Below are 21602 nucleotides of genomic sequence, written 5' to 3' on the forward strand. Positions count from 1 at the left end.
AATAAATATATTTCACCAAAAGAGATACTATTATTTAAAATTTTTGATTTATATGGGGAATTTTTTATATGCCAAACATTCATATTAATACCTGAAAAAAGAAAAATATTTATATATTAGCGTTTCTACGCGTTCTTATCTCAACGCTATTCGTATATTTCTAAATAATCTCACCAAGTTGTATTTATGGATATAAGCTCTTCATATAAAATAGGACGAGGCATTGCCTCGCCCTTTCACTAACGCGACCTATTTCAACACAACCCTAGCATTCCTAAACAACCGCATCCATGCGCCGTCTTCAGACCAATCCTCCGGATACCAAGAGTTGCTGACCGCTCTGAACACACGTTCAGGGTGTGGCATCATGATGGCGACACGTCCATTACGGTTGCTAAGTGCGGTGATGCCGTCAACCGAGCCGTTCGGGTTGGCGGGGTAGGTTTCGGTTGGTTGCAGGTTATTGTCGATATATTGTGCGATAATCAGGTTTTGTTCACGCAACTGTGCCAATTGCTGATCGTTTTTGAATTCAACCCGACCTTCGCCGTGCGAAACCGCAATTGGCATATGTGAGCCTGCCATACCGTTGAACCACAACGAATTGCTGTCGTTGATCCGCACTAACGCTGCACGGGCTTCAAAACGTTCGGAGGTGTTGCGCACAAAGCGTGGCCATGCCTCGGTGCCGGGAATGATTTCGGCAAGGTTGGAGATCATTTGGCAACCGTTGCACACACCTAAGCTCAAGGTGTCTTGACGTTGGAAGAAGGCTTCGAATTGATCGCGAAGTGCGGTATTGAACAAAATCGATTTTGCCCAGCCGCCGCCAGCGCCTAGCACGTCGCCGTAGGAGAAGCCGCCACAAGCGACTAAAGCGTTGAATGTCTCTAGCGTGAGACGTCCGTTCATCAGGTCGCTCATATGGACGTCTATTGCATCGAAGCCGGCACGGTCAAATGCTGTCGCCATTTCCACATGGCTGTTGACCCCTTGTTCGCGCAGCACCGCAATACGAGGTTTTACGCCTGTGGCGATATACGGCGCGGCGATGTCGTCGCTTGGGTCATAACTGAGTTTGGCGGAGAAGCCTTTGTCGTCTGGCTCTTTTTTCGCTGCAAACTCTTGATCGGCGCAAGTTGGATTGTCACGCAGGCGTTGCATTTGGTGGGTCAGTTCCGCCCAGATAGCACGCAGTTCAGAACGTTTTTCATTTAATCTTTCTGTCCCGGCAAAGCGGATAATAAATTCATCATTATTGCTGACTGTGCCGATGTCGTGAGTTAACTCAGCTAAATTATGTGCTGCAAGCACCGCTCTTACCGCATTGAGATTGCTTTCGGCAACCTGAATGACAGCGCCTAGTTCCTCATTGAATAAAATACCGAAATCGCTGATTTGTCTTTCAAGGTCGGCATCTAAAGCACCCAATTCGATAGCCCAGCCTTTGCTGCTATCAAATAAACCGGTGATATCAGCGTTGATTCCACAATGACCGGCAAATGCCATTTCAGCAAGCGTTGTGATTAAACCGCCGTCTGAACGGTCATGGTAAGCCAGCAGTTTATCATCGTCAACCAGTTGTTGAATTGCATCATAGAAGCCTTTCAGCTTGGTTGCATCGACCACATCCGCCGGTTTGTCGCCCAGTTGTTTATAGACTTGCGCAAGTGCGGTTGCGCCCAAGCGGTTGTTGCCTTCGCCCAAGTCGATCAGCAACAGGCGGCTATCGCCTTTATCGGTTCTGAGTTGTGGCGTGACGGTTTTGCGCACGTCTTCCACCCGCGCAAAGGCACTGATGACTAATGATAACGGCGCAGTCACATGTTTATGTTCGCCGTTTTCCTGCCAAGTGGTTTTCATCGACATTGAATCTTTGCCGACCGGAATGGTTAAGCCCAATGCAGGGCAAAGTTCTTCGCCGACCGCTTTCACCGCCGCATATAAACCGGCATCTTCGCCATGGTGTCCGGCTGCGGACATCCAGTTGGCGGAGAGTTTAATCCGTTTAATATCACCGATTTGGGTGGCGGCGATATTGGTGATCGATTCCGCAACCGCCATGCGTGCCGAAGCCGCAAAGTCTAACAATGCAATCGGTGCACGTTCGCCGATGGACATTGCTTCGCCGTAGTAGCTGTCGAAGCTGGCGGTGGTAACAGCACAATCGGCAACCGGAATCTGCCACGGGCCGACCATCTGATCGCGTGCCACCATGCCGGTGACCGAGCGGTCACCGATGGTGATTAAGAAGGTTTTTTCTGCCACTACCGGCAAGCGTAACACACGATGCAAGGCTTGTTTGACATCCATTTTTTCGGTGTTTAACGGCGGATTATTCACCACCGCACTTTGCACATCACGAGTCATTTTCGGTGGTTTGCCGAGTAGCACATTCAGCGGCATATCAATCGGTTTGTTGTTGAAGTGGCTATCGTTCAGGGTCAAGTGCGGTTGTGCCACCGCTTCGCCGATCACCGCATACGGCGCACGTTCACGTTGGCACAGTTGTTCAAACAGCGGCAATTGATCCGCCGCCACTGCCAACACATAGCGTTCTTGCGATTCGTTACACCAAATTTCCAACGGACTCATGCCCGGCTCGTCGCTCAGGATGTTGCGCAGCTCAAAGTTGCCGCCGCGCCCACCGTCATTGACTAATTCCGGCATCGCATTGGAGAGACCGCCTGCGCCGACATCGTGGATAAACAGAATCGGGTTGTCGTCGCCCAACTGCCAACAACGGTCAATTACTTCCTGACAACGGCGTTCCATTTCAGGATTATCGCGTTGTACCGAAGCAAAATCCAAATCTTCTTTCGATTTGCCGGAGGTCATTGAAGAGGCGGCACCGCCGCCCAAGCCGATATTCATTGCTGGACCGCCGAGCACGATTAATTTTGCCCCGACCGGAATCTCACCTTTTTGTACATGTTCGCCACGGATGTTACCGATCCCGCCTGCCAACATAATCGGTTTGTGATAACCACGCACTTCCACGCCATTAAAACTATTCACTTTTTCTTCATAAGTGCGGAAATAGCCCAGCAACGCAGGGCGACCAAATTCATTGTTAAACGCTGCGCCGCCGAGTGGGGCTTCCAGCATAATATCCAACGCTGAGGCGATACGGTTCGGTTTGCTTAACGGATTCTCCCACGGTTGTTCGAAGTTGGGTACGAGCAAGTTAGACACCGAGAAACCGACCAAGCCGGCTTTCGGTTTTGCACCACGACCGGTTGCGCCTTCGTCACGAATTTCGCCGCCGGAACCGGTTGCCGCGCCCGGAAACGGCGAAATCGCCGTCGGGTGGTTGTGGGTTTCCACTTTCATTAAAATATGTGCATCTTCTTGATGATAACGGTATTTGCCGTCGCTGTCGGCAAAGAAACGCCCAACTTTCGCCCCCTCCATCACCGCTGCATTGTCTTTATACGCCGACAACACAAAATCAGGGGTTTGCTCAAAGGTATTTTTGATCATTTTAAACAGCGATTTCGGCTGTTTTTTGCCGTCGATCACCCAATCAGCATTAAAAATTTTATGCCGGCAATGTTCCGAGTTCGCTTGGGCAAACATATACAGTTCGATATCGACCGGATTGCGTTTGAGTTGGGTAAATTGTTCCAGTAAATAATCAATCTCATCTTCCGCCAGTGCCAAACCTAAATTGAGATTGGCTTGCTCCAGTGCGGTTCTGCCGTGTTGCAGAATATCCACGGTGGTGAAGGGTTTCGGTGCGGCGTGGCTGAACAGGGCTTGGGCGTCTTGTGGGGCTTCGATGACCGTTTCGAGCATTCGGTCATGTAAAAGTGCGGTCAGGGTTTCGGTTTGTTGTTCGGTGAGTGGGGAAGTGGTTTGAAGGTAATATGCGAGGCCACGTTCGATACGTTTGACTTTCGCTAATCCGGAGTTATGCGCAATATCACTGGCTTTCGATGACCAAGAGGAGATAGTGCCGATACGTGGGATCACGATAAAGCAACTGCCGCTCGGTTCATGCTCCGCCAAGGTCGGACCATAATCCAGCAACTGCTCTAACTGCTCGGTTTCCGTTGGCGTCAGTGCCTGCGATAAATCGGCAAAGTGCAGATATTCGGCATAGCAATCGCTGATGGGCAGATCGGCTTGGCGGAATCGGGCCATTAATTGGTTTAAGCGAAAATCAGAGAGCGCGGGAGAGCCGCGGAAAATTTGCATCATCATCTTTTACCGTCAATTGTTGAGAAAAGTGGTGGGAAGGCAGCGGCTGTTGGAAAAACAACCGTTGCCAACGACAGCTACATTATAAAGTAAACTGCGGTGTAACGGAAAACTTTTGCGTCCTTTTCGCTGCTGAGTCAGTTGGTTTTTGCTGAAAGAGCGGTTAGAATGCGCTATCTTCAAAAATAGTGAACAGGGCATTGAGTTGAAAGGACTACTATTACGAGCGGTTTTTGCGATCGGTCTATTGTTATGGGCAATAGATATGATTTTTCCGTGGCAGAAAATGATGTCGGAAGAGAAAAATCATTATGTGACCGTATTGGAAAAAGGCGAGTTGGTGGTCGGTACAGTCAATAATCCGGTCTATTATTTTATCGGCAATGAAGTGGAACAGGGCTTAGAATATGAATTAAGTCAAGCCTTTGCGGATTATTTAGGGGTGAAATTACAGATTATCAGTCTAGACAACAACAACCAACTATTCGATGCGCTGCAAAGCGGAAAAATTGATATGGCGGCGGCAGGGCTGCGGTATCAAACGGAGAAAAATAAGGATTTTCAAACCGGACCAAGCTACACCTCAGCATCTTGGCAATTGGTGTATCGCATGGGTGAAACCCGTCCTAAAACCTTTGCCGATGTGACTTCGCCGATGTTAATTCCAGCAGGTGGGGAGCTGAGCACACTGCTTGAACAGCAAAAACAGCAGTTTCCGAACTTAAGCTGGCAGGTCAATGACAGTATGACACAGGAAGAGATCCTATTAATGGTTGCGGAAGGTAAGCAAGCGTATGCGATTGCCGGCTCGATTGATATTGCCTCAGTGCAGCAGATTAAACCGCACTTGAATGTGGCATTTGATGTTAGTGAAGAATCGAGTGTGCACTGGTATTTCTCAAAAAATACCTACAACGAATTGCAGGCAGCCTCACTGGAATTTATGCACAGTGCATTGGAAACCGGTTTGGTGGCGCGTTTGGAAGAGAAATATTTTAACCATATGCGCAACTTTGATTATGTCGATGCCCGCACTTATTTAGATGCTATTGAAAACGTATTGCCGAAATATATCGACTATTTCAAGCGTTATAGCGGCGAATTAGAGTGGCATACTTTGGCGGCGATTGCTTATCAAGAATCCCATTGGAATGAAGCTGCAACTTCACCGACTGGCGTGCGTGGCATCATGATGCTGACCAAGGATACCGCAGAGCGAATGAAAGTGCAGGACAGAACTGACCCGGAACAAAGCATTCGCGGTGGTGCCGAATACTTGCATTTGCTGATGCGGCAAATTCCGAATACCGTTCATCGGGACGATAAAATCTGGTATGCACTGGCGGCGTATAATATGGGATTGGGGCATTTATTGGACGCACGTCGTTTGACCAAAGAACTGGGCGGTAATCCGGACAACTGGTTGGACGTAAAAAATAATTTACCGCTGTTGGCGGAAAAACGCTACTATTCCAAATTGAAATATGGTTATGCGCGCGGCTACGAAGCCCATGCCTATGTGGAAAATATCCGCCGCTATATGAATAGCATCAGCAAGCATTACCGCTTGAAAGAGATTGAAAAAGCCATCGACCGCAAACTGACACCGGCTGAAACCGGCAGCAATACTGCGGATCAATATTTAATTCAACATGGCTAATCAGCAAATCGACAGCACAAGAAGAGAACAGCAGGAGAGTAGAATGAGAAGATCCCGTGTATTTTTTAAACCGAAAAAATCGCTTTCATTGCAAAACAATCACCGCCGCCTGTTGCGCTTGCGTCAACGTAAAAGAATCAAAGCACGAATTGAAGAGCGACACTGGTTTCAGTTTTTAGTCGAACAGCAGTGAAAACCGCACTTTGCGCCGATCTATTGTTGATTTTACTCGGCAGCTGAAACTGCCGAGTTTTGTTTGTGATAGCTTATAGGCTCAACAAATCACGATTTTTCTCCAATGTCGCCTTGCCAATGCCGGAGACATCAGACAGTTGATCAATACTGATGAAATTGCCGTTTTTCTCACGGTATTCCACGATCGCTTGCGCTTTTTTCGCCCCGATACCCAGCAGACCTTTCTCCAATTCTTGAGCGCTGGCGGTATTCAAATTGATACGCTCTGTTACTATTTGGGCTTGGGCTTGCTCGGTAGCCGCTTCAGTCGTTGGGGTTGTCGCAGTTTGTTGCGCAGACAACGGCAGAGTTGTGATAGCACCTAGAAATGCCAAAACAGACCATTTGCAAAGGTTTGATTTTAACGTAGACATAATGTTTCCTTTATACAGTTTTTGCTTGAGATAAATGAAATAAAAAAACGCTGCCGAATCAAATCGACAGCGTCACTATGCCTCTATTTCTCTAGCGGTTCGAATCCGAGCAGCAATTCTCCCGATCCAGATCGCAAAACGGGTAAAAAATATGATGAAAACAACGCTGCAAAGTGCGGTCAGCTCACCGCCTTAATTCGCAATTCGCGTGGCACTTCGAATACTGTATTTTCCTCGCAGCCCTCTAAATTTTCGACACTGGTTGCTCCCAGCTCGCGCAAACGGCTGACCACCGATTGCACCAAAACCTCCGGCGCAGAAGCACCAGCGGTGATACCGATCACCTTAACTGCGTTTAACCAATTCGGATCAATATCATCGGCATCATCAATCAACTTGGCGACAACGCCCATGCGTGACGCCAATTCGGCCAAGCGATTGGAATTGGAAGAGTTTTTAGAACCGACTACAATCACTAAATCTGATTGTTTCGCCAGCTCGGCAACCGCATTTTGACGGTTGGTGGTGGCGTAGCAGATATCATTTTTACGTGGTCCTTGAATAGCCGGATATTTCTCTTTTAAGTTTTCAATAATTGAACTGGTATCGTTAATGGACAATGTGGTTTGGGTCATAAAGGTCAAGTCGTCAGCTTGGCTGAGTGGCAGATTGGCAATATCTTCCACTGATTCTACCAAATAAATGCCGCCGTCTTGATTATCATATTGTCCCATCGTGCCTTCCACTTCCGGATGCCCTTGGTGCCCGATCAGAATTGCTTTAGTGCCTTTGCGACTGGCACGCGCCACTTGCATATGTACTTTGGTCACCAATGGGCAAGTGGCATCGAACACTTTTAAATCACGGCTTTTGGCTTCCTGCCGCACTTGTTGTGAGACCCCGTGCGCTGAGAAAATTACAATTGCTCCGTTCGGCACTTCGTCCAGTTCTTCTACAAACACTGCGCCACGTTCGCGCAACCCGTTGACCACAAAACGGTTATGCACCACTTCGTGGCGCACATAGATCGGCGCACCGTGAATTTCCAATGCCAGTTCGACAATGCTAATCGCACGATCAACCCCGGCACAGAAACCGCGTGGATTGGCTAAAATAATTTTCATCTTAATCACTCACTCTGACTGTTTTTCTTTTCCGGATTGATAAAGTAATCCAGAATCAGTAAACCAGCACCGATTGAAATACTGACATCGGCGATGTTAAACACCGGGAAATGGTAATTTTCCCAGTAAACATGCAAAAAATCCACCACAAACCCATGATAAGTGCGGTCAACCATATTGGCTAAAGCGCCGCCGATAATCAACGCATAGCCACAATTCATCAGTTTTTTGCTGGCATTGTTGCGGTATAGCCAATAGATGAGTAACGCTGAAATACCTAGTGCCAGCACAATAAAAAAGTATTTCTGCCAACCGCCATGATCCGCCAAAAAGCTGAATGCGGCACCGTAGTTGCGCACATAGGTAAAATTGAAAACCGGCAGAATATTCATGCTTTCATACAGTTGAAAGCTGTTTACCACAATCCATTTGCTGAACAGATCGAGAATAAAGGCAACCATACTGATCCAGAGAAACGGCAATCCGCTTTTATTTTTCATTGATGACATCTCTAAAATGGGAAGGACACTTTTGAGGACTGAGCCGACAGTGTCTTGGTATTATAATATTTGTTCAAATGCATCGTATTATGTGTGTATTGTAGGAGCGGATGATATATCCGCCCGCTTTCAAAGTCAGGCATAAGTATTTAATATAAAAAGAAAAAGCGCAAAATTCAGTTCGGGCAGATATATCATCCGCCCTACTTTGTCACAAATCAAGTTGATGTTATTTCAGTTACGCAAACTCACGCACTTCGCCCTCACCGTCCACATTTTCCACACAACGGCTGCATAAGTGCGGATGTGTAGGGTTGCTGCCAATAGTGTCGGAATAGTGCCAGCAGCGTGGGCATTTTTCGTGCGGCGAGCGGATCACTTTGACCGCTAAGCCATTGAGTTCGCCTACTGCCACATCAGCGGTGCTTAACGGTTTGACTTCAGCTTTTGAAGTGATTAACACAAAACGCAACTCTGCGCCAAGCTGTTGCAGCTGCGGTAAAAGCTGTTCGTCGGCGTACAGCGTAACTTCCGCTTCCAGTCCGGAGCCGATCACTTTGTCGGCACGGGCTTGTTCCAAAACTCGGTTGACTTCTGACCGCACTTTGAGGATTTGCTGCCAATAGTTGTCGTTCATGCTTTCATGGCAGTCTAATGCGAATAGCCCGTCGTAAAACTCTTCGGTAAACACGAATTCACTGTGTTCGCCCGGCAGATATGACCAAACTTCGTCGGCTGTGAACGATAAAATTGGTGCAATCCAACGCACAGCGGCTTCCGCAATATGGTAAAGTGCGGTTTGACAGCTGCGGCGTGCCACGCTGTCGGCTTTGGTGGTGTATTGGCGGTCTTTGATAATATCCAGATAGAACGAGCCCATCTCAATTGAGAAGAAACGCATCAAGCGCTGCACCACCAAGTGGAATTGATAATTGTCGTAGTTGTTGGCAATATCTTGTTGCGCTTGCAAGGCACAATCCACCGCCCAGCGATCGAGCGTGATCATCTCTTCACGTTTGACCATGTCGGTTTTCGGGTCGAAGCCGTTCAGGTTTGCCAATAAGAAACGCATGGTGTTACGGATCCGGCGATACATATCGGCGGTGCGTTTAAAGTTGTCATCGGACACCGCAATTTCGCCGGTATAATCGGTGGATGCGACCCATAAACGCAAGATATCGGCGCCGTAGCTGTTCATCACTTTTTGTGGCTCAACGATATTGCCGATCGATTTCGACATTTTGCGTCCTTGTGCATCCACAGTAAAACCGTGGGTCAGCACTTGACGATATGGCGCTTTGTTATCGGTGGCAGTGGACAACATCAATGACGACATAAACCAGCCACGATGTTGATCAGAGCCTTCCAGATACATATCGGCGGCTTTGCCGGCAAATTCCGGACGGCTGGCGACCACGGTTGAATAGGTTGAACCGGAATCGAACCAAACATCCAGTGTATCCGGCACTTTGCTGTACTGCTCGGCATCGTCACCTAGCAGTTCTTTCGGATCTAGATCCCACCAAGCTTGAATACCGCGCTTTTCTACGCGTTGCGCCACTTGTTCCAGCAATTCCAATGAGCGAGGGTGCAGTTCTTCGGTCTGTTTGTGGATAAACAGGGTCATCGGCACGCCCCAAGTACGCTGACGAGAAATACACCAGTCAGGACGGTTTGCCACCATGGTTTCGATCCGTGCTTGTCCCCAATCCGGAATCCATTGTACCCCTTGAATCTCTTTTAATGCTTGTTGGCGCAGCCCTTGGGTCTCCATACCGATAAACCATTGCGGCGTGGCACGGAAAATAATCGGGGTTTTGTGGCGCCAGCAGTGCGGATAGCTGTGAGCGATGGTTTGCACTTTCAGCAGGCTGTTGGTCTCTTTTAATTTTTCGATCACCAACGGATTGGCTTTGAACACATTTAACCCGGCGAAAAACGGCGTGCGCTGGTTAAACGTGCCGTCGTCATTGACCAAATTGACCATCGCAATGCCGTATTTTTGTGCGATGTTATAGTCGTCCAAGCCGTGATCCGGTGCAGTGTGCACCAAGCCGGTACCGGCTTCGGTGGTGACGTGATCGCCCAAGATAAACGGCACACTGTAGTCATAGAACGGGTGCTTAAAGCTCAGCAGTTCCAAATCGCAGCCTTTGGCTTCGCCCAACACCGTATAGTCGCTGATCGCCAACGCCTGCATTGTGGCGGCTACCAACTCTTTTACCAAAATCAACCGCTCTGGCTGTTCAGTGCTGATTTGTACCAATTGGTAGCTCAGTTCAGGATTGATCGAAATCGCTTTATTTGACGGCAAGGTCCACGGTGTTGTGGTCCAGATCACCGCTGAAATTGCCCCATGACCGCCGGCATTAAATTTAGCCGCGACCGCACTTTGATCGTCAGCGGCAAAACGCACATAAATTGACGGCGATTTGTGTTCTTCATATTCCACTTCCGCTTCCGCCAAAGAGGAGGCGCAGTCCAGACACCAATGCACCGGTTTGTAGCCTTTGTACAAATGCCCGTTTTTGATCACCTTGCCCAACGTGCGGATAATATTGGCTTCGGTATCGAAATTCATGGTCAGATACGGATTATCCCAATCGCCTAAAACCCCGAAACGGATAAAGTCAGCTTTCTGTCCTTCCACTTGGCTGGCAGCGTATTTGCGGCACTCTTCGCGGAATTCGGCGGCACTGATTTTTTGGTTCGGTTTGCCGACCAAGCCCTCGACTTTCAGTTCAATCGGCAAGCCGTGACAGTCCCAACCAGGAACATACGGTGAATCGTAGCCCAATGCGGTTTTGGATTTGATGATCACATCTTTTAAAATTTTGTTGACCGCATGTCCGATATGCAATGTGCCATTGGCGTAGGGAGGACCGTCGTGCAGGATAAAACTTTTTTTGCCTTTTGCCGCTTGGCGAATTTTTTGGTACAGCGATTTTTGATACCAATTTTCCAGCATTTTCGGCTCGCGTTTTGCCAGATCGCCACGCATCGGAAAGCCGGTTTCCGGCAGATTCAGCGTGTTTTTATAGTCAGTATTTTCGTTAGACATCATTCATTCCATGTTTTTAAGCAAATAATCGCCACATTATACGCAAAGTGCGGTTAATTTTCGATAGTTTTTGCGTAAGACTTGATCCGCTTAAAAAGAGTGCTAATATTTGTATATTGGTTGTATATTTTGGAGTTTCTTATGCGTAGCGCCCCAATAAATTTACGTGCAATGCCGAATCAGCGTGAGTTGATCGATCAGGCGGCAGCCTTGCTAGGCAAAACCCGTTCTGATTTTATGTTAGAGGTCAGTTGTGCGTATGCTAAAAATGTCATTTTGGATCAAACCTTGTTTCAGCTTGATGATGAGCGTTTTAACCGGTTTGTGCAGTTGTTGGATGAGCCGATTGCGAGTAATCCTCAACTGGAAAAATTGCTGAATCGTCGCACTCCTTGGGAATAGCGGCTAATACGATGAAATATTGTGCTCCTGAACCTTTAACTTCCAAGCACCGAGTGCAGGATTTTGTTTGCGGCGAGCCGATTTTAGATCACTGGTTACAGAAAAACGCACTCAAAAATCAGTTGAGCCGAGCTAGTCGAACTTTTGTGGTTTGTGATGAGAGCCACACTGTGGTGGTGTATTATGCCATCGCCTCAGGCTCGATAACCCACCAAGCCGCAACCGGCAAGATCAGACGCAATATGCCAAATCCGATCCCAGTGATTGTTTTAGGGCGTTTAGCGGTGGATCAGCGTTTGCATGGACAACATCTTGGTGCCAGTTTATTAAAAGATGTGATTTTGCGTGTGCATCGCATCAGCGAGCAAGTCGGTGTGCGTGCTTTATTGGTTCACGCCTTAAACGAAAACGCCAAGCAATTTTATTTGGCGCATGGTTTCAGCCTATCACCGTTGGACGATATGATTTTGATGCTGAAATTGTGAATCGGTAAAGTGCGGTTTTCAGACCGCACTTTGATCTTTAATAACCTTGCTTATTGAGTTTACGATAATTATTACAACCAAGTTGATCGCGTTATCACAGGCTTTGCCAAACCAAGATTTGGCGAGCTGAAAGTTTTATTTTACGCCTGCTCCTTCCGCATACATGACACCTAAATTATTTTGTGCACCGGCATCACCGTTATTGGCTGCTTTTTAATACCACTTTTGGCTTGTTGCTAATCCTGTTTAACGCCTTGTCCATTAGCGTACAGTACACCTAACCGTTTAATTTAAAAAAATCTTTTGCCGTCTGTACATCTTTAGCGATTTGTTGTGTTAACCGGGTAAAATCAGCAAATTTGATTTCATTGCGGATTTTTTTGCGGAGAATAATTTCCAATGGTTGTCCGTATAAATTTTGGTTAAAATCAAAAATATGCACTTCCAGTAGCGGGCGGGTGCCGCCATCGACGGTGGGACGGTTGCCGATGTTGGCGACCCCTTGATAGCGTTGACCGCACTTGCAGAGAATGTCGACCGCATACACCCCTTGAATCGGATTGACTTGGCGGTGCAGGTGGATATTGGCGGTGGGGAAGCCGATGGTGCGTCCTAACTTATTGCCGTGCGCCACCCGCCCGCGAATGCTGTATGGCTTGCCTAACATCGCTTCGGCGAGCGCCAAATCATCCTCGGCGAGTGCTTTACGGATTAACGTGCTACTGATACGTTGGTTATTCAGCGTAAAACTGTCATTGTTTTCCACCTCAAAACCGTAGGTTGCGCCGGCGTTTAATAGCGTCTGAAAATTGCCTTGTCGTTGTGCGCCGAATTGGAAATCATCGCCGATACTGAGGAATTTCACCTGTAGTTTTTCGACCAAATACTGTTGGATAAACTGATCGGCACTCAGATTAGCAAAAGTGCGGTTGAAACGAACGCACAGCACATAATCAATGCTGGCTTGCTGTAAAAAGAGTAATTTATCACGCAGACGCATCAGGCGCGCCGGGGCATTTGTGGCGGAAAAAAACTCGTTTGGCTGCGGTTCAAATAACATCACCACCGTCGGCAAGCCTAGCTGCTGCGCCTTTTGTTTCAGGTGTGTCAGAATTTGTTGGTGCCCCAAATGGCAGCCGTCGAAATTGCCAATCGTTAGCGCACAGCCTTGCGGTAGCAAAGGTAAATTATAAATCCCACGAATGAATTGCATACGGTGTTCCAATCAAAAGAGAGTCCAATTAAAGTTAATGGCGAAAATGCTGTTTGCGTACGCCGAACAGTGCCAGCAAGATAAAATAGACCAAACCGGCGCCACAAACCAACCAGATCAACCAATGAATACGGCTGAATAATCCCATTGCTGCCCAAGTGTTGAGCGTTGGAGAATAGTAGAATAGAAAACTACCCATGCCGATTGCTGCCGCCAACAATCGCAGGGCAAACAATAGCGTGGTTTGGCTGAAACGGTAAACGCCGGCTTTGGCAAGTCCGTGATACAGCAGATAAGCATTCAACGTTGAAGACATCGCCGAAGCAATCGCCAAGCCGACATAACCGAACGGAATCGCCAGCAGGTTAAAGCCCATGTTGCTCACCATTGCGATAATGCCGTAGCGTACCGGTGTTTTGGTATTTTGTCGTGCATAGTAACCGTTGGCGAGAATCTTAATCAACATATAACTGAGCAGCGCACTGGTGAATGCCCACAATGAATAAGAAGCGGCGATTACATCGCTGAGTAAAAAGCTGCCGCGCATAAATAGCACCATCAACATCGGCTGCGCCAAAACTGCGATCCCAATCGCCGCCGGAATGCCGAGCAGTAAAATCATACGCACGCCCCAATCCATGGTATTGCGAAACTCTTGGCTGACGACTGTGTTATTTTGATTATGCACATGGTGGCGTGCGAGGGTAGGCAGAATCACAGTGGAAATCGCAATGCCGAACAATCCGAGCGGAAATTCGAGTAGGCGGTCAGAATAATACAGCCAACTGATGGAACCGGTCATCAGGAAACTGGCGATAAACGTATCCAACAGCAGGTTGATTTGGCTGACCGAGACCCCAAACAGCGCCGGAATCATCAAAGTGCGGATCTTTTTTACACCCGGATCGTTCCACGCCCATTTCGGCTTCACCAGCATTTTGGCTTGCTTTAAAAACGGAATTTGGAATAAAAATTGCAGCAGACCACCGAGGAAAATCCCGATTGCCAGTGCCAGATCCGGGCTTTCCATGTGTGGCGCAAGGAAAAGTGCGGTGGCGATCATCGCAATATTCAGCAACACCGGCGAAAATGCCATCACACCGAACTTGCCGAGCGTGTTGAGAATCGCGCCCGACAGCGCAACCAAAGTGATAAACCATAAATAAGGAAAGGTGATTTTCAGCAGCAACGAGGCTTGCTCGTATTTATAGCCGTTCGCCCCGTCATTGAGCCAATCCATAAACCAACCGGTGCCGAAAATCGCTGCGATCACCGGCGAGCCGATCATAGCGATGACAGTGACAATCGCCACCAAACCGCCGAGCGTGCCGTTCACTTTGGCGACAAATTCTTGCGTTTGGCTGAGGTCGCCTTCTTTACGATATTCCGCCAACACTGGGATAAACGCTTGCGAAAAAGCACCTTCGGCGAATAAACGGCGCAGAAAATTCGGAATACGGTTGGCAAATAAGAAAATATCGGCTGCGGCACCGGCACCGAGCAGATTAGCGATCACCACGTCGCGGATTAGTCCAAGCACCCGTGACAGCAGGGTCATGCTGCTGACGATAATGCCGGATTTCAATAACGGTTTACTCAAAACAGGATCTCTGATGGCAGAATAAGTTGAATGACTTAAGTTGAATGATTGAGCTAATTGTATAGAAAATTTGTTTTTTAGCTATATTCCACATAAAAAAACTGCTAAAATTGCGCCCCTATGTGTAAGGTAGAGCATGTGAAGTGGGGAAAAGATGGCGAAAGTGGCTCTTTTGTCCGAACCCTGTTTTCGCTGTGGCTACAACCCTAAATCGTGTCTTGTTGCGGCAATACACGGCGATAACGAACAAAGTGCATATTACTATTTGACAAACGCATAGAAAGCAGGCATATTTTACGCCTTTATTTTTATGTCCATTTTTTACAGAAATTCTTGGGAGTTTGACCTTGGCTAATATCAAGTCAGCGAAAAAACGTGCGATTCAATCTGAAAAACGCCGTCAGCACAATGCAAGTCAACGTTCTATGATGCGTACTTACATCAAAAAAGCCTACGCAGCCGTAGCAACCGGTGACAAATCCGCAGCCGAAACCGCATTTGTCGAAATGCAAAAAGTGGTGGATAGAATGGCTTCTAAAGGCCTGATCCACGCAAATAAAGCGGCTAACCACAAATCTAAATTATCTGCTCATATCAAGAAATTAGCAGCTTAATTCTATTTGTTGTTTAAAACGGTTTAAATTGAAAACCGCACTTTCAAAGTGCGGTTTTTTGCTGCCATAAAAGCGTGTTTATTGGCGATTACACCCGAAAGCGCCGCCGTTTGGAATGGAACGCTTGTGCAGCATGGCTGTTGGGTTTGCTGACCGCACTTGGCTCGACTTTATGTGTGACGACTGTTTTGCGTCGTTTGCGCAAAAAATAGTGAAGGCTGCTGGCAAGCAATATGCCACAAAGAAACACAATAATGAGTTCGCCGTAGAGATGGTGAAACAGAGCGTTGATTTTTTCTTGGGTAGTTTGTCCGTATTGAGTGTCAAAGGTCACGCGCAGATAGCCGAGCAAGCCGCGAGCAGAATAAATCGGCTCGACAATTTGTTGGGTGCTACTGATTTCGCTATCGTTGGTGGCGTCCAAGCCAATGCGGGCGCGAAAATTAAACGGATTGCTGCTTTGTGCCAAAATAGCCCCTTGTGGCGAATACACGGTAGCGTCCAGCACAAATTCCTGCAATTGGAATTGATCCAAACTGTCACTCAAACTTTCCTGTTTGGCATTGTTTGCCAACAGCACCGACATCAGATTTGCCTGTTGCCGAACTAAAGTGTGCGACAGATAGGAAACCTGATTGACACTGGCGAGCTGCGAGCCGACCTTAAACTGATTCACACCATACAAAATCACACTGAGAATGGCGCCGCAGGCTAAAATGATCGTCAGTAACAGCACTGATTTGATGATTTTTTCTTTATTCAAATAGACCAACGTTGCCTCTTATAAATGTTCAAATACGTGAAATTGTGCTATTAATAGCGACGGATTATAGCACAGTAAAATAACTTGGAACGAGTATGCTACAACACAATCTGAATACGATAACTGATTTTTGGACAACGTTACCGACTGAATTGAATGGAAAACCAACGACATCAAGTGCGGTGCAGCCGTTTGTTTTGTACGGTAAACGTTTAGATAAAACCACGTTGCTTGCTTTTGCGGAGCAAATTCAGCAGCCATTGTGGCTGTGTGATGCTTGGTCAAGCGAGCAAATAGCGGCGGTGATTTTGCGCGGGGAATATCAACGTGAATGGCTGAATGCTGCCCATCAATGCGGTTTGGATTTGGCGTTGTTGAACGGCGAAGCACGGTTGCAGCCAGCAGGGTTGCTGGTGATGGACATGGATTCCACCGCGATTCAAATTGAATGTATTGACGAAATTGCCAAATTGGCAGGCTGTGGCGAATTGGTGTCTGAGATCACCGAACAGGCGATGCGCGGCGAATTGGATTTTGAACAGAGCTTGCGCCGTCGGGTTGGCACGTTGCAAGGCGCACCGGAACAGATTTTGCAGCAAGTGCGGTCGACGTTACCGTTAATGCCCGGTTTAGAGCGGTTGTTGCAAGTATTGCAGCAGCACGGTTGGCGCACTGCGATTGCTTCTGGTGGCTTCACCTATTTTGCCGATTATTTAAAGCAGACGTTAAAACTCGATGCCGCCGTATCGAATCAACTGGAAATTATCGACGGTGTACTGAGTGGACAAGTACTCGGGCAGGTGGTCGATGCAAATTTTAAAGCACAAACCCTCAACGATTTGCGTGAACAATTCGGCTTAAGCAAACAACAAACGATTGCGATTGGCGACGGTGCCAATGACTTGCCGATGTTGGCACAAGCGGGTTTGGGCATTGCCTTTCATGCTAAACCGAAAGTGCAGCAACAGGCGCAGATTGTGATTAATCACAGCGATTTGACCGCACTTTTGCTATTATTGGAAGCCAATCAACGTTTGCAAACGTTGTAAATAGTAAAAACCATAAATTTGAACATAAATTTGAGATTTGAGGAGAAAGACATTATGCCTTCTTTTGATATAGTATCCGAAGTGACCGTGCACGAAGTGCGCAATGCAGTGGAAAATGCCAACCGTGATTTGACTAACCGCTGGGATTTCAAAAACGTACAGGCCGCAATTGAGCTGAATGAAAAAGATGTCAAAATCAAAGTCAGCAGCGAATCGGATTTTCAGGTGGAACAATTACTGGATATTTTGCGTAGTGCAATGATTAAACGTGGCATTGAGCATAATTCGTTGGATATTGATGAGCAGTTTGAGCACAGCGGCAAGATTTATAGCAAGGAAGTGAAGATCAAACAAGGAATTGAAAGCGAGATGGCGAAGAAAATCACCAAGCTGGTGAAAGACGCCAAAATCAAAGTGCAAACCCAGATTCAAGGCGATCAAGTGCGGGTGACCGGCAAATCGCGTGATGATTTGCAAGCGGTGATTCAACTGGTGAAAGGCGCAGAGCTGGGACAGCCGTTCCAGTTTAATAATTTCAGGGATTAAGCAACGTTAATACTGAAGCCGGAGGAAAGGAAAATGGTGAGCGATAAGCAAACATCAGGCAAAAAAGGGCTGTTCAAAACCCTATTGGAGAAATACAACCAACTATGTAAAGAGATGGGCGTTGATCAAGGTGGTGGCTGCCGGCGCTGTGTGCCGATTATCAAACAAGATCCGGAACCGGAAAAATCGGCAAAAAAAGCGGATTAACCATTTTTATTTAGCGTTGACGCCCGAATTATCAAAGTGCGGTTTGATGAAATAAGTAGATAGCACAAACCGCACTTTGCGTATCTTATTTTTACGTCTTAAAAATGTGCGATTTGTCACATTTTTGTGCAAAAAAACGCACTATCTATTTACAATTCTTTCACCTAATACGAATTCTGTTAGAATGCCAGCGTCTTTATGTCTTCCTTTTTTGGAGTATTGATTATGTTATGGTTTCTCATTTGTGTAGGCTTATTGTTGGCTGGTTATTTTGTGTATGGCAAGATTATTGAAAAGATTTTCAAAATCAACCCAGCACGCGCCACACCAGCGCACCATATGGCTGATGGCGTTGACTATGTGCCGATGTCGAAGAAAAAAATCTGGTTGATTCAGCTATTGAATATTGCCGGAACCGGCCCGATTTTTGGTCCAATTTTAGGGGCATTGTATGGTCCTGTGGCGATGTTGTGGATTGTATTCGGTTGTATTTTCGCTGGAGCAGTGCATGATTATTTTTGTGGCATGCTGAGTATCCGTAATAAAGGTGCCAATATTCCGTTTTTAGCGGGCAAATATTTAGGTGCACCCGCCAAGCACTTTATGAATGTATTGGCGATTTTGCTGCTATTACTGGTCGGTGTGGTCTTTGTTGCCAGCCCAGCATCATTGCTGACCAATATTACAACCGAAGTAATGAGCTCCGGTTCTATAGGGGCAGGTGCAGTAAATGAGGAATCCGGTGTCAGCAGCGGAACTATTTTAGTCATCTGGACTAGTATTATCTTTATCTACTATTTATTGGCAACCCTCGTACCGATTGACAAAATCATCGGACGGATTTATCCGTTATTCGGAGCGTTGCTGCTGTTTATGACCGTTGGTATGCTGTTCGGTTTATTCTTCGAAGGCATTCCGCTGTTCCGCAGTGTAGGAATGGATGTTGATTTCGGCACTTTCTTACAGAATTTACATCCGAAAGATCTGCCGATTTGGCCGTTGTTGTTTATCACTATTGCCTGTGGCGCAATTTCCGGTTTCCACGCAACCCAAACGCCATTGATGGCACGTTGTACCCAAAATGAAAGTGAGGGGCGTTTTATTTTCTACGGTGCGATGATTGGCGAAGGGGTGATTGCGTTAATCTGGTGTATGGTCGGTTTGAGTTTCTATGAATCTTCCGAAGCGATGAATGCGGCGATTGCCGCTGGCACGCCGTCGAAAGTGGTGTATGACTCGGCTATTGGTATGTTGGGCGTATTCGGTGGAATTCTGGCGGTACTGGGCGTAGTCGTGTTGCCAATCACTTCTGGCGACACCGCATTTCGTGCAGCACGTTTACTGATTGCTGATTTCTTCAAATTAGAACAACGCAGCTTGCCAAAACGTTTGTTGATTGCGATTCCGTTATTTGCGATTGGCTTTGTGGTCTCTAAAATTGATTTCCAAATTTTGTGGCGTTATTTTGGTTGGGCAAACCAAACGACGGCAACGGTGATGTTGTGGGTTGCGGCGGCTTATCTGTACCGCTATGCCAAATTCCACTGGGTTGCCACAATCCCGGCGGTCTTTATGACAGCGGTCTGTGCTACGTTCTTGTTTAATGCACAAATTGGCTTTGGTTTGGATTATGAATTGTCGGTTTATTTAGGTTTGGCATCATCTGCCATTGCTATTGTCGCTTTCTTTGGCTTAATCAAACCGATTGCCATCGGTGATCCAGACTCAGAAACACAAAGTTAGCATTCAACCTAATGATAAAAAGCGGGCAGGTTAATCTGACCGTTTTTTTATGTCCAAATTAAAATAACTATCAACAGACTCTATTTTCAACGCAAAAAAATACCGCACTTAACGTGCGGTATTCAATTTATTGTTGCTTAAGACTTGATTATTTAGAGATGTGAGCAACCAAGTCTAACACTTTGTGTGAATAACCGATTTCGTTGTCGTACCAAGAAACGACTTTAACGAAGGTGTCAGTTAATGCGATACCGGCTTTAGCATCGAAAGTCGATGTTAATGGGCAGCCGTTGAAGTCGGTAGAAACCACTTCATCTTCGGTGTAACCTAACACGCCTTTCAATTCATTTTCAGAAGCACGTTTCATTTCGGCACAGATTTCTGCATAAGTTGCTGGTTTTGCCAGATTAACGGTCAGGTCAACCACAGAAACGTTAGTGGTAGGAACACGGAATGCCATACCGGTCAATTTGCCGTTCAATTCAGGAATGACCACACCAACTGCTTTTGCAGCCCCTGTTGATGAAGGAATGATGTTTTGTGCCGCACCGCGACCACCACGCCAGTCTTTGGCAGATGGACCGTCAACGGTTTTTTGGGTTGCTGTGGTAGCGTGAACAGTGGTCATTAAACCGTCTTTGATACCCCATTTGTCGTTCAATACTTTTGCGATTGGCGCTAAGCAGTTTGTGGTACAAGAGGCGTTAGAAACGATGTCTTGACCTGCATAAGTATCAAAGTTAACACCGTTAACGAACATTGGTGTTTTGTCTTTAGAAGGACCTGTTAATACCACTTTTTTCGCACCGGCAGTAATGTGTTTGCGTGCAGTTTCGTCGGTTAAGAACAAACCTGTTGCTTCAACAGCAACGTCAACCCCGATTTCATCCCATTTTAAGTTTGCAGGATCACGTTCTGCTGTAACACGAATGGTTTTGCCGTTAACAACCAAGTTGCCGTCTTTCACTTCAACTGTACCGTCAAAGCGACCGTGAGTGGAATCGTATTTTAACATGTATGCCATGTAATCAGCATCGATCAAGTCGTTGATACCGACAACTTCGATATCAGAACGGTTGATAGATGCACGAAATACGAAACGACCGATACGGCCAAAACCATTAATACCAATTTTAATTGCCATGAGATTTTACCCTTCATTAATGTTTAACAAAATTACTACATTTTGCCGTTATTTTCACATAAAAATAACTGATTTGATGCTATTTTAACGTGTTGTAGCAGCGCAATGTAACTGTGTGAAGTATATCACAGATTTGTATTGGTTCGAAACAACAAATTATTGCGTCAAGTCAAGATAGCTCAAAGAATATAGCAGATAATAAAATGGCTTTATAGCAGAAAAAACAGGATATATTAGCGATTTTTGTTTTAGAATAAGGTTGATGTAGAACCTTGGGAGGAGCAATGAAAACAAAAGAACAACTTACGCCAGAACAGCAGCGAATTTGTCTAGAACAAGGCACTGAATTGCCGTTCAGCGGAAAATTATTGCAGCAGCAGGGAATGGGGTTATATCGCTGTTTATTGTGCAATTCGCCGCTATTTGTCTCGGACACTAAATTTGATGCTGGTTGCGGTTGGCCGAGTTTTTATCAACCAGTATCCGAGCAGGCGGTCCGCTATTTGGACGATTACAGCTTGTCACGCCACCGTACTGAAATTCGTTGCGGTCACTGTGATTCTCATTTAGGGCATGTTTTCGATGATGGTCCGCCGCCGACCGGCTTACGGTTTTGTGTTAACTCGGTTTCACTTATTTTCGAAAATCAGGAAAGTGGCGAAATAATAGAAGGTTAATAG

The 21602-nt window shown here is 46.6% G+C and carries 19 protein-coding genes; 10 read left to right on the forward strand and 9 right to left on the reverse strand.

What is annotated here, in order from left to right:
- Positions 1-249: 249 nt before the first annotated feature.
- Positions 250-4203, reverse strand: a complete 3954-nt coding sequence (gene purL, locus FHQ23_RS09505; RefSeq protein WP_139614126.1) for a phosphoribosylformylglycinamidine synthase — start codon at positions 4201-4203, stop codon at positions 250-252.
- 205 nt (positions 4204-4408) lie between these two features.
- Between purL and mltF the strand changes: the two genes are divergently transcribed.
- Positions 4409-5863 carry a membrane-bound lytic murein transglycosylase MltF gene (gene mltF, locus FHQ23_RS09510; protein WP_139614114.1) on the forward strand — a complete coding sequence of 485 codons (1455 nt, stop codon included), beginning with the start codon at positions 4409-4411 and terminating at the stop codon, positions 5861-5863.
- A gap of 43 nt (positions 5864-5906) precedes the next feature.
- A complete protein-coding gene (locus FHQ23_RS12410; protein ID WP_157330551.1) occupies positions 5907-6056 on the forward strand; it encodes a hypothetical protein in 150 nt (49 codons plus the stop codon).
- A gap of 73 nt (positions 6057-6129) precedes the next feature.
- On the opposite strand, the gene FHQ23_RS09515 is transcribed toward FHQ23_RS12410, so the two are convergent.
- From FHQ23_RS09515 to ileS, 4 genes are all read right to left on the reverse strand, one after another.
- Positions 6130-6471, reverse strand: coding sequence for a ComEA family DNA-binding protein (locus FHQ23_RS09515; RefSeq protein WP_139614115.1), 342 nt, complete (start codon positions 6469-6471; stop codon positions 6130-6132).
- 179 nt (positions 6472-6650) lie between these two features.
- Complete coding sequence (gene ispH, locus FHQ23_RS09520) at positions 6651-7595, reverse strand: 4-hydroxy-3-methylbut-2-enyl diphosphate reductase (RefSeq protein WP_139614116.1); 945 nt, start codon at positions 7593-7595, stop codon at positions 6651-6653.
- Positions 7596-7600: 5 nt separating this feature from the next.
- The gene (gene lspA, locus FHQ23_RS09525; protein WP_139614117.1) at positions 7601-8095 is read right to left on the reverse strand and encodes a signal peptidase II; all 495 of its coding nucleotides are present in this window, start codon (positions 8093-8095) and stop codon (positions 7601-7603) included.
- Between the two features lie 238 nt (positions 8096-8333).
- On the reverse strand, positions 8334-11156 hold the full coding sequence (ileS, locus tag FHQ23_RS09530; RefSeq protein WP_139614118.1) for an isoleucine--tRNA ligase: 2823 nt from the start codon (positions 11154-11156) through the stop codon (positions 8334-8336).
- A 141-nt stretch (positions 11157-11297) separates the two neighbouring features.
- Between ileS and FHQ23_RS09535 the strand changes: the two genes are divergently transcribed.
- Both FHQ23_RS09535 and FHQ23_RS09540 read left to right on the forward strand, forming a co-directional pair.
- Positions 11298-11558: a type II toxin-antitoxin system TacA family antitoxin gene (locus tag FHQ23_RS09535; RefSeq protein WP_139611398.1), complete on the forward strand. Its 261-nt coding sequence runs from the start codon at positions 11298-11300 to the stop codon at positions 11556-11558.
- An 11-nt stretch (positions 11559-11569) separates the two neighbouring features.
- Entirely contained in the window at positions 11570-12043 is a 474-nt protein-coding gene (locus FHQ23_RS09540) for a GNAT family N-acetyltransferase (protein ID WP_139614119.1), read from the forward strand.
- 277 nt (positions 12044-12320) lie between these two features.
- Here the strand turns inward: FHQ23_RS09540 and ribF are convergent, their stop codons facing one another.
- Complete coding sequence (gene ribF / locus FHQ23_RS09545) at positions 12321-13256, reverse strand: bifunctional riboflavin kinase/FAD synthetase (protein ID WP_139614120.1); 936 nt, start codon at positions 13254-13256, stop codon at positions 12321-12323.
- Positions 13257-13290: 34 nt separating this feature from the next.
- Positions 13291-14856, reverse strand: coding sequence for a murein biosynthesis integral membrane protein MurJ (gene murJ, locus FHQ23_RS09550; RefSeq protein WP_139614121.1), 1566 nt, complete (start codon positions 14854-14856; stop codon positions 13291-13293).
- A gap of 347 nt (positions 14857-15203) precedes the next feature.
- Between murJ and rpsT the strand changes: the two genes are divergently transcribed.
- Complete coding sequence (gene rpsT, locus FHQ23_RS09555) at positions 15204-15470, forward strand: 30S ribosomal protein S20 (RefSeq protein WP_132967633.1); 267 nt, start codon at positions 15204-15206, stop codon at positions 15468-15470.
- Between the two features lie 88 nt (positions 15471-15558).
- On the opposite strand, the gene FHQ23_RS09560 is transcribed toward rpsT, so the two are convergent.
- Positions 15559-16242, reverse strand: a complete 684-nt coding sequence (locus tag FHQ23_RS09560) for a YtjB family periplasmic protein (protein WP_267963679.1) — start codon at positions 16240-16242, stop codon at positions 15559-15561.
- 86 nt (positions 16243-16328) lie between these two features.
- Here FHQ23_RS09560 and serB point away from each other — a divergent pair, with 86 nt between their 5' ends.
- The 4 genes from serB to FHQ23_RS09575 all read left to right on the forward strand — a co-directional run bounded on the left by serB (position 16329) and on the right by FHQ23_RS09575 (position 19778).
- Complete coding sequence (serB, locus tag FHQ23_RS09565; RefSeq protein WP_139614122.1) at positions 16329-17282, forward strand: phosphoserine phosphatase; 954 nt, start codon at positions 16329-16331, stop codon at positions 17280-17282.
- Between the two features lie 54 nt (positions 17283-17336).
- Positions 17337-17828, forward strand: a complete 492-nt coding sequence (locus FHQ23_RS09570) for a YajQ family cyclic di-GMP-binding protein (protein WP_132967631.1) — start codon at positions 17337-17339, stop codon at positions 17826-17828.
- A gap of 33 nt (positions 17829-17861) precedes the next feature.
- A complete protein-coding gene (locus tag FHQ23_RS12415; protein WP_176552295.1) occupies positions 17862-18035 on the forward strand; it encodes a DUF5363 domain-containing protein in 174 nt (57 codons plus the stop codon).
- A gap of 225 nt (positions 18036-18260) precedes the next feature.
- Positions 18261-19778 carry a carbon starvation CstA family protein gene (locus FHQ23_RS09575; RefSeq protein WP_139614123.1) on the forward strand — a complete coding sequence of 506 codons (1518 nt, stop codon included), beginning with the start codon at positions 18261-18263 and terminating at the stop codon, positions 19776-19778.
- Between the two features lie 148 nt (positions 19779-19926).
- Here the strand turns inward: FHQ23_RS09575 and gap are convergent, their stop codons facing one another.
- Positions 19927-20922 carry a type I glyceraldehyde-3-phosphate dehydrogenase gene (gene gap, locus FHQ23_RS09580; protein WP_139614124.1) on the reverse strand — a complete coding sequence of 332 codons (996 nt, stop codon included), beginning with the start codon at positions 20920-20922 and terminating at the stop codon, positions 19927-19929.
- Positions 20923-21206: 284 nt separating this feature from the next.
- Here gap and msrB point away from each other — a divergent pair, with 284 nt between their 5' ends.
- On the forward strand, positions 21207-21599 hold the full coding sequence (msrB, locus tag FHQ23_RS09585; RefSeq protein ID WP_139614125.1) for a peptide-methionine (R)-S-oxide reductase MsrB: 393 nt from the start codon (positions 21207-21209) through the stop codon (positions 21597-21599).
- Positions 21600-21602 lie beyond the last annotated feature (3 nt).

The sequence above is a fragment of the Testudinibacter crocodili genome, assembly GCF_006228025.1.
Classification (GTDB): domain Bacteria; phylum Pseudomonadota; class Gammaproteobacteria; order Enterobacterales; family Pasteurellaceae; genus Chelonobacter.